The sequence below is a fragment of the Pandoraea sp. XJJ-1 genome, assembly GCF_026802345.1.
Classification (GTDB): domain Bacteria; phylum Pseudomonadota; class Gammaproteobacteria; order Burkholderiales; family Burkholderiaceae; genus Pandoraea; species Pandoraea cepalis.
This window is the reverse complement of the sequence record NZ_CP113827.1, coordinates 1,872,550-1,884,735: the sequence shown is the minus strand read 5'-3', so window position 1 is coordinate 1,884,735 and position 12,186 is coordinate 1,872,550. Positions and strand designations below refer to the sequence as shown.

Below are 12,186 nucleotides of genomic sequence, written 5' to 3'. Positions count from 1 at the left end.
TCGAAGGCTCACGAACGTCAGGCCACGCGACGGCGGAAGACCCAGAGCGCGTCGTTCGAGACCGTGTCGTCGAATGCGTAGCCTTCGCTGTCGAAGGCCTTGAGCTGCTGCACGTCGGTCACGCCGCGCTCGATGGCGTAACGCGCCATCAGACCGCGCGCGCGCTTGGCATAGAAGCTGATGATCTTGTACTTGCCGCTCTTCCAGTCCTCGAACACCGGCGTGATCACCGGCGCGGCCACCAGACGGCGCTTGATGACCTTGAAATACTCTTCGGACGCCAGGTTCACGAGCACGCGACGCGTCTCGGCGTGCTCCGCGAGCGACGCGTTGATCGTCTGCGTCACACGCTCGCCCCAGAACGCGTACAGATCACGCCCGCGCTTATTGGCAAAGCGCGTGCCCATCTCCAGACGATAGGGCTGCAGCAGATCGAGCGGGCGCAGCACGCCGTACAGGCCGGACAGAATGCGCAGATGTTTCTGGGCGAAGTCGAGCTGCGTGGCGCTCAGGGTGCGGGCCGCGAGGCCCTCGTAGACGTCGCCGTTGAAGGCAAGCACGGCCTGCTTGGCATTGCTCGTGTCGAAGCGGGCGTTCCAGTCGGCGTAGCGGGTGACGTTGAGCGCGGCAAGTTGATCGGAAATGCTCATGAGCGAGCCCACCTGTGCCGGACTCAGTTCGCGCAGACCGTCGATCAGTTCGGCCGCGTCGTCGACGAACTGTGGCACGGTGTGCGTGCTCACGTGCGGCGGCGTTTCGTAGTCGAGTGATTTGGCCGGCGAGAGAACAATTATCATATCGGGTGCAGCGTCCCTGCGAAAACGAGAAACCGACATTCTATCCAATGCTTCAGAACGCTGTTGCCACGCCCGCCGAACGGGCCTTCGCCGACCATCTCGATACGCTCGCCACGCCACCGCGCGTGGTACTCGACACCAATGTCTGGATCGACCTGCTCGTCTTCGACGACCCCATTGTGCGTCCGGTCCGCGATGCCCTCGTCGAGCGCCGCCTCACGGCGCTCATGGCGTCGCGCTGTCGTGACGAACTCGCCGTGGTGCTTACTTACCCGCAATTCGCGTCGCGCGAAATCGACAACGATGCCGCACTCGCCTGGGTCGACGCCAACACGCATCGCATCGTCGTGCCGGAAGACGCCGCGCCGGGCGCCCCGCTGCCGTTGTGCCGCGACCGCGACGATCAGAAATTCCTCGAGGCCGCACGCGACGGTCATGCACACTGGCTCGTCAGCAAGGACAAAGCCGTGCTTAAGCTGCGCAGCCGGGTGGCACGCCAGTTCGGCTTTCGCATCGTGACGGCGAGCGCGTTCGCGTCGCTGCTCAACGCGAACTGGTAATGTCCGAAAGTCCGATCGGAATCGGCGAACGCATGGCCGCGGCATGTCCGAAAACGCAACCCAACCTCCGGCATCGCCCGCAGGCCGGGCGCAGCGGCGGTAGAATGGCGGCCTGATCACTGCATCGTCCACTGCCTACATGAACGCGCCCCACACCGCATCTGTCGCGCCCGCCGCTCAGGCGTTGGTCGCCCCGCCGCTTGCGTCACGTCTGCCGAACGTCGGCACCACCATTTTCACCGTGATGTCGGCGCTCGCCGCCGAGAAGCAGGCGGTGAACCTCGGGCAGGGCTTCCCCGATTTCGCGTGCGATCCGAAGATCGTCGATGCCGTCTCGCGCGCGATGCGCGACGGCCATAACCAGTACCCGCCGATGGCCGGCGTGCCGGCATTGCGCCAGGCGATCGCCGACAAGATCGGCCGGCTTTACGGGCAGCCTTACGACTGGAACACTGAAATCACGGTGACGGCCGGTGCCACGCAGGCCCTGCTCACGGCCATTCTCGCGTGCGTGCATCCGGGCGACGAGGTGATCGTGTTCGAGCCGACGTATGACAGTTACGTCCCCTCGATCGAGCTGGCCGGTGGCAAGCCTGTGTTCATCACGCTCGACGCGCCCGAGTTCCGCATTCCGTTCGACAAGCTGGCGGCGGCGATCACGCCGCGCACGCGTCTCATCCTGTTCAACACGCCGCACAATCCCAGCGGCACCGTGTGGCACGAGCAGGATCTCGCGAAGCTCGCCGAGATCGTGGCCGGCACCGACATCCTGCTGATCTCCGACGAGGTCTACGAACACATGGTGTACGACGGCAAGCGGCACGAGAGTGTGGCGCGCCATCCCGAACTCGCGCGCCGCAGCTTCATCGTGTCGAGCTTCGGCAAGACATATCACGTGACGGGCTGGAAGGTCGGATTCGTGGCGGCGCCGGCGTCACTCTCGGCCGAATTCCGCAAGGTGCATCAGTTCAACGTGTTCACGGTCAACACGCCAATGCAGGTCGGTCTGGCCGACTACATGCGCGATCCCGCCCCGTACCTCGAACTCGCAGGCTTCTACCAGAAGAAGCGCGACCTGTTCCGCGAGGGGCTTGCGGGCACGCGCTTCAAGTTGCTGCCGTGTGAAGGCACTTACTTCCAGTGCGTGGATTACAGCGCAATCAGCGACATGAGCGAAGCCGACTTCGCGCTGTGGCTGACCGGCGAGATCGGCGTGGCGGCCATTCCCGTCTCGGCGTTCTATCATGAGCCGCATGAATCCGGTGTGGTGCGCTTCTGCTTCGCCAAGCGGGACGACACGCTGCGCGAGGCGCTGGCACGACTCGCAAAGATCTGACGCGAACCGCTTCAGCAAGACGCAAAAAGGGCCGCGATCTTTTTCCAATCGCGGCCCTTTCGCTTTTGCCTCGGCGCGTGATGCGCGGCGGTGGCAGGCGCGTCGGAATTACCCCGCCTTCTTCGCCTGCTGGGCCTGCTGGTACGCCTTCTGCTCAGCGCGCATGCGCTGGAACGATTCGCGTTCGGCGAGCCCCTTGCCATACGCCTTCCAGTCGATGCCGGCCGCTTGCAGGAAATCCTCCCCATACACGGCTTGTGTGGCCATCCCCAGGATCGGCAGATGGATGCCCGCGGCGACGTCGGCCATCGAGAAGGTATCGCCGGCAAGGTAAGGCGCAAACTTCGCCAGCCGCTTGAACGCCACGATGTTCCGGCGCAGCAGCTTCTCGGTGCGTTGACGCGTGCCATCCGAGGCCGTCGCGCCAAAGAACGCCTGCCCGTAGATGTCGCGCACAACCAGCTCCAGGTGCAACTCCACCATCGTGAGCAGTTCGCGTTCCTTCGCCTGCCGCCACGGGTCTTTCGAGAAAAGCGCGGGCGACGGATGCGTCGCTTCGAGGAAATCGCAGATCACCTGTGACTCGGACAGGAACCCTTGTTCCGTCTCCAGATACGGCACCTTGCCGAGCGGCGAGCATTGCAGCAGCGACTCATCCTGGCAGGGAATCGACTCCGACTCCTCGAATGCCAAGCCCTTCTCGTACAGTACTACCTTGACCTTGTTGTAATAGTTGCTGATGGGAAAACCGTACAGCTTCAACATGATGTCTCCGATGCGTCACGGCTAGCGCCTCGGTTGTCGTCGAGGCAGCGGCGCGTGCGCAGTGTCATGATGCGTCCCTGGTGCGCTGCCGCCGATGGAGCGGTAGCGCGTCGTTGTCGGCCGATCGCGCGACGGTGGTGCGACGGTGGTGCGACGGTTGCAGCATCGTTGTCGATCCACACGCTCACTGCGTCATGCAGCGAGCGCCACGGGGTCAACCTTGGCGATGCGTGCAACCGACGCGACTGGCGGCCACCCGCAGTGTAACGGCATCGCACGATCGGTCGTGAGACGCGCACACGGGAAGATGTCCCGAAATCTGCCTACCCGGCCCAACGGCAGGTCCACGAACGGTCCGATGGACTACGCCCCCGGCCGACCGCCCAGCGGAACAAGCGCTGGCAGCCGCCGCAAGATCGGCGACAATAGCGCCAACGCGTGATGGGCACCGGTTTGCATTGCTCGGCGAGTCATCAGGAAATTCATTTCCAGACCGACCGGTCGGACGATAGAATGTTGCATCCCCTCCGTGCCAGCGCCGGGCGCGCCCACCGCGCGACTCCGATCGACGACCATCGACCCCCATTTCGAGACACTCCGAATGACTGCATCCTCCTCCCAGGCCTGCGCGAACGCCCCCGGCAAGACTATCGACGTGCTGGGCATCGTCGGCGCCGGTGCCATGGGCCGTGGCATCGCCCAGATCGCCGCGCAGGCTGGCCTGCGCGTGAAACTTTACGACACCAACGCCAGCGCCGTGCAAGCCGCACTGGGCACCCTGCGCGACACGCTGGACAAGCTCGCCGCGAAGGGCAAGATCGAAGCGTCGAGTGTCGAGGCGACGATGGGCCGTCTGCAGGCATGCGGCGTCCTTGAGGATCTGGCCGATTGCCAGCTCGTGGTCGAAGCCATTATCGAAAAACTCGACGTCAAGCGCGATCTGTTCCGCTCGCTGGAGGGCATCGTTGCGGCAGACGCGATTCTCGCGTCGAACACGTCGTCGCTATCAATCACGGCGATCGCCGCCGCGTGCGAGCGTCCAGAGCGCGTGGCCGGCTACCACTTCTTCAACCCGGTGCCGCTCATGAAGGTGGTGGAGGTGATCGACGGCCTGCGTACCGCCCCCGAGGTCGGCGATGCGCTGCTCGCGCTGGGTCAGCGCATGGGGCACACGGCCGTGCGCTGCAAGGACATGCCGGGCTTCATCGTCAACCACGCCGGGCGCGGGATGAACACCGAAGGCCTGCGCGTGGCGAGCGAAGGTGTGGCGAGTTTTGCTGACATCGACCGTATCCTGCGCGAGCAGGCGGGCTTTCGTCTTGGCACGTTCGAACTGCTCGATCTCACGGCACTCGACGTCTCGCACCCGGTGATGGAATCGATCTACCACCAGTTCTACGAAGAAGCCCGCTTCCGTCCGTCGCCGATCACGGCCGTACGCTTCGCGGGCGGCCTGCTGGGCCGCAAGGTCGGCGAAGGCTTCTATCGCTATGTCGACGGCAAACAGCAAGTGCCGCCTGAAGCCCCGGCGCCCGACACCCTGCCCGCCAGCGTCTGGGTGAGCCGCGCCGATACGCGCGGCTTCGCGGCCGTGGTCGAACTGCTCGGCGCGACGGGCGTGCCCCTCGAAAGCGGCGACAAGCCGTCAGCAACGGCGCTGATCGTTGTCACGCCGCTCGGTCTCGACGCCACGACCTGCGCCGTCGAACAGGGACTCGACGCGGCGCGCACGGTGGCCGTCGACACGCTGCTGCCGCTCGCCGGCGCGAAGCGCCACACGCTGATGACCACGCCGATCACGACGCCCGAAGCACGCAACGCCGCACACGCCCTGTTTGCGCACGGCGGCACACCCGTGACGGTGATTCGCGACTCGGCGGGCTTTGTCGCCCAGCGCGTGATCGCCACCATCGTGAACATCGGCGCCGACATCGCGCAGCAACGCATCGCAGCACCCGGCGACATCGATCGCGCCGTGACGCTGGGCCTGGGCTACGCCAAAGGGCCGCTCGCACTCGGCGATGCCGTCGGCGCACGCCAACTGCTCACCGTGCTGCGCAATCTGCAATCGTTCTACGGCGATCAGCGCTATCGTCCGTCGCCGTGGCTCACGCGCCGCGCGCAACTGGGCGTGTCGCTGCTGACCGAAGAACAGTGATCTGGAGACTCGCCCCATGAGCGCCGAACTGCTTGCCGAACGCGTTGACCACACGCTGGTGCTGACGCTGTCGAACCCGGGGGCGCGCAATGCGCTGCACCCCGACATGTACGCCGCCGGGGTCGAAGCGCTGACCACGGCCGAGCGCGACCCGTCCGTGCGCGCCGTGGTGCTCACCGGCGCCGACAACTTCTTTTGCGCGGGCGGCAACCTGAACCGGCTGCTGGAGAATCGTCAGAAGGACCCATCGGTACAGGCGGCAAGCATCGACGCGCTCGCTGAATGGATCGAGGCGCTGCGTGCGTGTCCGAAGCCGGTCATCGCGGCCGTCGAGGGCGCCGCCGCAGGGGCGGGCTTCTCGCTCGCGCTCGCGTGCGACCTGCTCGTCGCGGCCGACAACGCCAAGTTCGTGATGGCCTACGTCAAGGTCGGCCTCACGCCCGATGGCGGCGGCTCATGGTTCCTCTCGCAAGCCCTGCCCCGCCCGCTCGCCACCGAGATCCTGCTCGAAGGCAAGCCGGTCGCGGCGGCGCGCCTGGCCGCGGCCGGTCTCGTCAACCGCGTGGTCGCGCCGGGACAAGCCCGGGCCGAGGCGCTGAACTGGGCGACCGATCTCGCGCAGCTCTCGCCGAACGCCGTCGGCCGGATCAAGTCGCTCATCGAAAGCGGTGCCAGCGAGACGCTCACCTCGCAGTTGGGCGCCGAGCGCGATAGTTTCGTCGCATCGCTTCACCATGCTGACGGTCTGGAAGGAATCAGTGCCTTCCTTGAGAAACGTCCGGCAAAATACGCCTGATGGCTTGACCGACCGCGCACGAACTTTGGACACGCACGGTCGGTCAATGCCTTGCCGCAGCGCCCCGTTAGACTGCCGGCGCCCCTCTCAGGAGAGTTACCGCATGCGCGACTCACTCGGCCAATCCGGCTCCGCCGCCGGTCCCTTGGTATTCACGCCACCACAGCGCCGCCGCATCTATCTGATGCGTCATGGCGACGTCACGTACTTCGACGACAGCGGCAAGCCTATCGACGCCGACGCGGTCGCACTCAACGAGCTGGGGCGCTCGCAAGCCAGCGCCGCCGGACGCGCCTTTGCCGCCGAGAACATCCGCTTCGATCGCGTGATCGTGAGCGGCCTGCCGCGCACCCGCGAGACGGCCGAGCGCGTGCTGGCCGAGACCGGACAACAGATCGACATCGAGACGTGGACGTGCTGGCGGGAAATTCGCGCCGGCAACATTGCCGACCTGCCGCCGGGCGAGATCGCGCAGGCGTTTCTCGGCGCGTTCGACGGCCTCGTGCCCGAGAGCACCCGCTTCATGAACGGCGAGTCGGTGCGCGAGTTGCTCGACCGCGTGGTGCCGCCGCTGGCGGAGCTGCGCGCCGATACGTCGTGGGATACGGTACTACTGGTGTTGCACGGCGGCGTGAATCGGGCGATTCTCTCGCATGCCATGCATCCGCTCGGACGCCTCTTCCTGGGCCAGCTCGCTCAGACCCCCGCCTGCATCAACGCGCTCGACGTGGGCGACGAGCCCGAAGACTGGGTCGTGCGCCTGATGAACTTTGCGCCGCCGCAACTGTTGCATCGCGATAACCGGCTGACCGTCATGGAAAAGATCTTCGCGTCGTTTGTGCGCACGCGAGCGCGAGGATAAGCGCGTCGGGCCATCGCACGACGTGAAGCGTCCGCACACGCAATAAGTAACAAGCAAAAAGCAACGCAGTCGAAACGGTCGAAATCGTCACGAACAACGTAGCACCGGGAATGCAGGAGACAGCATGGCCGAGGAGCTCGCGCAAGACTATTCCACATTTGCCGGCGAACGCGCACTGGACGCGCGCGCGCCGTTCGATACCGCTGCGCTCGAAGGCTGGCTCGCCGCGCATGTCGACGGCTTTGCCGGGCCGCTGACGATCACGCAGTTCAACGGCGGTCAATCCAATCCGACTTATCGCCTGACGACCCCCAACGCCGCCTACGTGCTGCGCACCAAGCCCGCACCGGCCGCCAAACTGCTCCCGTCCGCCCACGCCATCGAGCGCGAATATCGTGTGATGGATGCCCTCGCCGGCACCGATGTCCCCGTCGCCCGCATGCGGGGACTGTGCGTGGACGAAAGCGTGATCGGGCTGGCGTTCTATGTCATGGACTTCGTGCCGGGGCGCGTGTTGTGGGACCCCTCGCTGCCCGGCATGACGCCGGCCGAGCGCGGCGCCATCTACGACGAGATGAACCGCGTCATCTCGGCCCTGCACCGGGTCGACTACGCGGCCATCGGCCTTACGTCCTACGGCAAGCCTGGCGGCTACATCGCGCGCCAGATCGCCCGGTGGAGCCAGCAATACCGCGCCTCACAGACGCAGACGATCGACGCGATGGACCGTCTCATCGAGTGGCTGCCCGCGCATTTGCCGTCTGGCGTGCCCGAGCGCACCAGCATCGTGCACGGCGACTTCCGCCTCGACAATCTGATCTTCCATCCGAGCGAGCCGCGCGTACTCGCCGTGCTCGACTGGGAACTGTCGACGCTCGGCGACCCGCTCGCCGACTTCAGTTATCACTGCATGGCATGGCACGTCACCCCCGGAGTGTTTCGCGGGATTGCCGGCCTCGATTGGGCCGCCCTCGGCATACCGGACGAAAACGCCTACGTCGCCCGCTACAGCGAGCGCACGGGGATTGCCCGGCCCGCGCAGTGGTATTTCTATCTCGCGTATAACATGTTCCGTATCGCCGCAATTCTGCAAGGCATCATGAAGCGCGTCGCCGACGGCACGGCCGTCAGCCAGCAGGCACTCGATGCCGGCCAGCGCGCGCGGCCGATGGCGGAACTCGCCTGGATGTACGCGCAGCGCAGCACAGCCCCCGCGCAGTGCGGGTCCCGGGATCTCGATCACGCAGGCAGTCAAGGAACGCAGACCTCATGAATTTCACCTACAGCCCGAAAGTCGAGGCATTGCGCGAGCGCCTCACCGCGTTCTTCGACGAGCACATTTTCCCGAACGAGCGTCACTATCTCGAAGCGATCGAGGTGGCGCGGCGCCAAGGCGACGCATGGCAGCCGTCGCCGGTCATCGAGCGCCTCAAGCCGCTCGCGCAGCAGGCCGGGCTGTGGAACCTGTTCCTGCCCGACTCGGGGCGCGGCGCGGGCTTGACCAACGTCGAATACGCACCGCTGTGCGAGATCATGGGACAAGTCCCGTGGGCGCCGGAAGTCTTCAATTGCAACGCCCCCGACACCGGCAACATGGAAACGCTCGAGCGCTACGCGACCGACGCGCAAAAGGCGCAATGGCTCGAACCGCTGCTGCGCGGCGAGATCCGTTCCGCCTTTCTGATGACGGAGCCGGACGTGGCGTCGTCCGACGCCACCAACGTCCAGTGCCGCATTCGCCGCGACGGCGACGACTACGTCATCAATGGCCGCAAGTGGTGGTCGACCGGCGCGGGCGACCCACGTTGCGCCGTCTACATCGTGATGGGCAAGACCGATCCGGACGCGCCGAAGCATGCCCAACAGTCGATGATTCTCGTGCCGGCCGACGCCAAGGGCGTAACGCGCGTGCGCCCGCTCACCGTCTTCGGCTACGACGACGCCCCACACGGCCATATGGAAATCGTGCTCGATGACGTTCGTGTGCCGGCCAGCAGTCTCCTGCTCGGCGAGGGACGCGGCTTCGAGATCGCGCAGGGGCGTCTCGGCCCGGGGCGTATCCACCACTGCATGCGGCTCATCGGGCTGGCCGAGCGTGCGCTTTCGCTGATGTGCCAGCGCACGCTCTCGCGGGTGGCGTTCGGCAAGCCGATCGCGGCGCAGGGCGTCACGCGCGAGCGCATCGCCGAAGCCCGGTGTTTGATCGAACAGGCGCGCCTGCTCACGCTCAAGGCCGCCTATATGATGGATACCGTCGGCAACAAGGCGGCGCGGGCCGAGATCGCCATGATCAAGGTCGTGGCGCCGACCATGGCGTGTCAGGTGCTCGACTGGGCGATGCAGGCGCATGGCGCGGCGGGGCTCTCGGGAGACTTCCCGCTGGCCTACGCGTATGCGAGCGCGCGCACGTTGCGCTTCGCGGACGGCCCCGACGAAGTCCATCGCAACGCCATCGCCAAGCTGGAACTGGCGCGCTACGCGAGCGCGCCGAGCGCCCCCGGCGCCCCGTCGTCAACTGACACCCCAACAAGGAGCCACAATTGATTCAGCTCTATTCCTGGGCCACGCCCAACGGCCACAAGGTCCACATCATGCTCGAAGAGTGCGGGTTGCCCTACCACGCACATGCCGTCGATATCGGGGCGGGCGACCAGTTCAAGGACGCCTTCCTCGCCATCTCGCCGAACAACAAGATTCCGGCCATCGTCGACGAGGACGGGCCGGACGGCAAGCCAATCTCGCTGTTCGAGTCGGGAGCGATCCTGCTGTATCTGGCGGGCAAGACCGGGCGCTTCCTGCCCGAGGATGTGCGCGGCAAGTACGAGACGCTCGAATGGCTGATGTTCCAGATGGGGGGCGTGGGACCGATGCTCGGTCAGGCGCACCATTTTCGGATCTACGCGCCCGAGAAAATCGATTACGCGATCAAGCGCTACACCAATGAGGCCCGGCGCCTGTACGGCGTGCTCGACAAGCAGCTCGGTCATCACCCCTACGTATCGGGCAACATGTACACCATTGCGGATATTGCGATCTGGCCGTGGCTGCGCTCGTGGAAGAATCAAGGTGTGGTGATGTCGGACTTCCCCAATGTGCAACGCTGGTTCGACGCCATCGAGGCCCGTCCGGCCGTGCAGCGCGGCATCAAGGTGCTGGCCGACGCGCGCAAGCCGCTTCAGGATGCCAAGGCCCGCGAGATACTGTTCGGCGCGACGCAATACGCGCGCCATTAGGCCACGGGCGAGCGGTGACGGTCCGGCGGGGCGTAGAGCGAAGTGGTTGACACTTCGCAACAGACTGCGGTTTCGCCGCGACGCTGGCGGTGCTAATCTAGGTGAATTACGCTCGATGCGTAGGCGCGTCGAACACGCCGAACACGTACCTGCAGACGTTTTTCAAACGTCTGCGACGCGGCTGGCCGCCGTCGTCCCCTTGCAGTTCGCAGTCCCTCGCCGCTGGCTTTTGGAAGATCCGGGAGATCCACATATGTCAGGCAAGTTCGAACTCAAGCGCAGTCCCAACGGTGAATTCCACTTTCACCTGATGGCCGACAGCGGGCACATTATCCTTTCGTCCGAGACATACAAGGCGCGGGCCTCTGCGCAGAACGGTATCGAGTCCGTTCGCAAGAATTCGGCCGAGGACCACCGTTTCGAGCGCAAGACGTCGACGTCCGGCCGCCCGTATTTCGTGCTCAAGGCGCGCAATGGCGAGATCATCGGCCAAAGCCAGATGTTTTCGAGCGCCGAGCAGATGGAAGACGGCATCACGCAGGTCAAACGCGATGCCCCGGCGGCCTCGGTGAGCGATCTGTCACATTGAGACCGCCGCGGCAGGCCGACGCGAGCGCGGGTGAGTCCGACGCTCGCGTGACTCAGTCACCGCGCTTCAAATAGAGCCCGGTTCCGCGGAACCGGCACACTTCTTCGCCGTGCTGATTCGTCGCCGTCCAGAGCTGGCGCACGATGCCCCGATCGGGACGGCTTTTCGACGCGCGCACTTCCAGCGTGCTGCTCGTGACCGTGATCGTGTCTCCCGGACGCACCGGTTTGAGCCACTCGATCTGCTCGACGCCCGGCGACCCCATGCTCGACGAGCGCGAGAGCAGTTGGTCGACGTTCATCCGCATCATGATGCTGCACGTGTGCCAGCCGCTGGCCACCAGCCCACCGAAATGCGACTCGCGCCCGGCCGCTTCATCGATGTGAAACGGCTGGGGATCGAATTGCCGCGCAAAATGCACGATCTCGTCCGCCGTGAACGTGTATTCGCCCAGATCGAAGGTGTCACCGACCGTGAAGTCTTCGAAGTAGTACTCGAGAGTTGCCATCGCTAGCTCCTGCATGCGGCGTGCTGGCGTCATCCGCCAGACGGTTACGGGCTTACTGCAACGTATCCTTGAAGCCGTCGGGAATCGGCAGCGGCATGACGTCGATGCCCTCTTCCGCCAGTGCTTCGCTCTCTTCGCGCGACACCGTGCCGCGAATATTGCGCTCCGGGGCTTCCGCATAGTGAATCTTGCGGGCTTCCTCGGCAAACTGGCTACCCACGTCTTCCGTGTTCGCCATGACGTGACGCACCGCCTTCATCCAGAGCGTCTGCAGCTCGCCTTTCGCTTTGGCGACGTCCCGCGAGGCCGAGTCGCCGGGCGGTCGCGCGGCCGGCGCGCCTTCGGCACGCAACGTCGCCCCCGACAGATTCAGGCGCGGCGCAGACGGCATGCGGGCAATCTTCGCGTCGCCGCAGACGGGGCATGTCACCAGCCCCCGCGCTTGCTGCGACAGGTAATCGTCCTCCGAGCCGAACCAGCCCTCGAAGGTGTGCTCGTGTGCACAACGCAAGTCAAAAACCTTCATGACGCAATGGATGTATCCCGACCCCGTGGGTCACGAGACCGGGGATCGAAAAAAAT

Annotated in this window: 13 protein-coding genes; 9 read left to right on the top strand and 4 right to left on the bottom strand. The window is 65.3% G+C overall.

Annotated elements, in window-relative coordinates:
• Positions 1-17 precede the first annotated feature (17 nt).
• The gene (gene yaaA, locus OYT13_RS08610) at positions 18-797 is read right to left on the bottom strand and encodes a peroxide stress protein YaaA (RefSeq protein ID WP_017233041.1); all 780 of its coding nucleotides are present in this window, start codon (positions 795-797) and stop codon (positions 18-20) included.
• A gap of 47 nt (positions 798-844) precedes the next feature.
• On the opposite strand from yaaA, the gene OYT13_RS08605 reads away from it, so the two are divergent.
• Both OYT13_RS08605 and OYT13_RS08600 read left to right on the top strand, forming a co-directional pair.
• Positions 845-1,357, top strand: a complete 513-nt coding sequence (locus tag OYT13_RS08605; protein WP_268567592.1) for a putative toxin-antitoxin system toxin component, PIN family — start codon at positions 845-847, stop codon at positions 1,355-1,357.
• A gap of 139 nt (positions 1,358-1,496) precedes the next feature.
• Positions 1,497-2,693 carry a pyridoxal phosphate-dependent aminotransferase gene (locus OYT13_RS08600; RefSeq protein ID WP_017233039.1) on the top strand — a complete coding sequence of 399 codons (1,197 nt, stop codon included), beginning with the start codon at positions 1,497-1,499 and terminating at the stop codon, positions 2,691-2,693.
• 108 nt (positions 2,694-2,801) lie between these two features.
• Here OYT13_RS08600 and OYT13_RS08595 read toward each other — a convergent pair whose 3' ends face one another.
• On the bottom strand, positions 2,802-3,458 hold the full coding sequence (locus OYT13_RS08595; RefSeq protein ID WP_130025602.1) for a glutathione S-transferase family protein: 657 nt from the start codon (positions 3,456-3,458) through the stop codon (positions 2,802-2,804).
• Between the two features lie 601 nt (positions 3,459-4,059).
• On the opposite strand from OYT13_RS08595, the gene OYT13_RS08590 reads away from it, so the two are divergent.
• From OYT13_RS08590 to OYT13_RS08560, 7 genes are all read left to right on the top strand, one after another.
• Positions 4,060-5,616 (top strand): 3-hydroxyacyl-CoA dehydrogenase, encoded by a 1,557-nt coding sequence (locus OYT13_RS08590; protein ID WP_017233037.1) that lies wholly within the window; start codon positions 4,060-4,062, stop codon positions 5,614-5,616.
• A 16-nt stretch (positions 5,617-5,632) separates the two neighbouring features.
• Positions 5,633-6,412, top strand: a complete 780-nt coding sequence (locus OYT13_RS08585; protein ID WP_017233036.1) for an oxepin-CoA hydrolase, alternative type — start codon at positions 5,633-5,635, stop codon at positions 6,410-6,412.
• A gap of 103 nt (positions 6,413-6,515) precedes the next feature.
• Positions 6,516-7,274: a histidine phosphatase family protein gene (locus tag OYT13_RS08580; protein WP_017233035.1), complete on the top strand. Its 759-nt coding sequence runs from the start codon at positions 6,516-6,518 to the stop codon at positions 7,272-7,274.
• Positions 7,275-7,398: 124 nt separating this feature from the next.
• The gene (locus OYT13_RS08575) at positions 7,399-8,547 is read left to right on the top strand and encodes a phosphotransferase (protein ID WP_017233034.1); all 1,149 of its coding nucleotides are present in this window, start codon (positions 7,399-7,401) and stop codon (positions 8,545-8,547) included.
• A complete protein-coding gene (locus tag OYT13_RS08570) occupies positions 8,544-9,818 on the top strand; it encodes an acyl-CoA dehydrogenase family protein (RefSeq protein ID WP_017233033.1) in 1,275 nt (424 codons plus the stop codon). The genes OYT13_RS08575 and OYT13_RS08570 overlap by 4 nt, the downstream gene beginning before the upstream one ends.
• The gene (locus OYT13_RS08565) at positions 9,815-10,507 is read left to right on the top strand and encodes a glutathione S-transferase C-terminal domain-containing protein (protein ID WP_017233032.1); all 693 of its coding nucleotides are present in this window, start codon (positions 9,815-9,817) and stop codon (positions 10,505-10,507) included. The genes OYT13_RS08570 and OYT13_RS08565 overlap by 4 nt, the downstream gene beginning before the upstream one ends.
• Positions 10,508-10,760: 253 nt before the next feature.
• Positions 10,761-11,096, top strand: a complete 336-nt coding sequence (locus OYT13_RS08560; RefSeq protein ID WP_017233030.1) for a YegP family protein — start codon at positions 10,761-10,763, stop codon at positions 11,094-11,096.
• Positions 11,097-11,148: 52 nt separating this feature from the next.
• Here OYT13_RS08560 and OYT13_RS08555 read toward each other — a convergent pair whose 3' ends face one another.
• Positions 11,149-11,604 carry a MaoC family dehydratase gene (locus tag OYT13_RS08555; RefSeq protein ID WP_017233029.1) on the bottom strand — a complete coding sequence of 152 codons (456 nt, stop codon included), beginning with the start codon at positions 11,602-11,604 and terminating at the stop codon, positions 11,149-11,151.
• 52 nt (positions 11,605-11,656) lie between these two features.
• Entirely contained in the window at positions 11,657-12,130 is a 474-nt protein-coding gene (locus OYT13_RS08550) for a DUF1178 family protein (RefSeq protein WP_261938768.1), read from the bottom strand.
• Positions 12,131-12,186: the final 56 nt, after the last annotated feature.

What these genes read in the sequence shown, in the direction of transcription:
- OYT13_RS08605 (WP_268567592.1), top strand. Translation starts at nt 845, where the DNA reads ATGCTTCAGAACGCTGTTGCCACGCCCGCCGAACGGGCCTTCGCCGAC.
- OYT13_RS08575 (WP_017233034.1), top strand. Translation starts at nt 7,399, where the DNA reads ATGGCCGAGGAGCTCGCGCAAGACTATTCCACATTTGCCGGCGAACGC.
- OYT13_RS08580 (WP_017233035.1), top strand. Translation starts at nt 6,516, where the DNA reads ATGCGCGACTCACTCGGCCAATCCGGCTCCGCCGCCGGTCCCTTGGTA.
- OYT13_RS08585 (WP_017233036.1), top strand. Translation starts at nt 5,633, where the DNA reads ATGAGCGCCGAACTGCTTGCCGAACGCGTTGACCACACGCTGGTGCTG.
- OYT13_RS08560 (WP_017233030.1), top strand. Translation starts at nt 10,761, where the DNA reads ATGTCAGGCAAGTTCGAACTCAAGCGCAGTCCCAACGGTGAATTCCAC.
- OYT13_RS08550 (WP_261938768.1), bottom strand. Translation starts at nt 12,130, where the DNA reads ATGAAGGTTTTTGACTTGCGTTGTGCACACGAGCACACCTTCGAGGGC.
- OYT13_RS08600 (WP_017233039.1), top strand. Translation starts at nt 1,497, where the DNA reads ATGAACGCGCCCCACACCGCATCTGTCGCGCCCGCCGCTCAGGCGTTG.
- OYT13_RS08595 (WP_130025602.1), bottom strand. Translation starts at nt 3,458, where the DNA reads ATGTTGAAGCTGTACGGTTTTCCCATCAGCAACTATTACAACAAGGTC.
- yaaA (WP_017233041.1), bottom strand. Translation starts at nt 797, where the DNA reads ATGATAATTGTTCTCTCGCCGGCCAAATCACTCGACTACGAAACGCCG.
- OYT13_RS08570 (WP_017233033.1), top strand. Translation starts at nt 8,544, where the DNA reads ATGAATTTCACCTACAGCCCGAAAGTCGAGGCATTGCGCGAGCGCCTC.
- OYT13_RS08555 (WP_017233029.1), bottom strand. Translation starts at nt 11,604, where the DNA reads ATGGCAACTCTCGAGTACTACTTCGAAGACTTCACGGTCGGTGACACC.
- OYT13_RS08590 (WP_017233037.1), top strand. Translation starts at nt 4,060, where the DNA reads ATGACTGCATCCTCCTCCCAGGCCTGCGCGAACGCCCCCGGCAAGACT.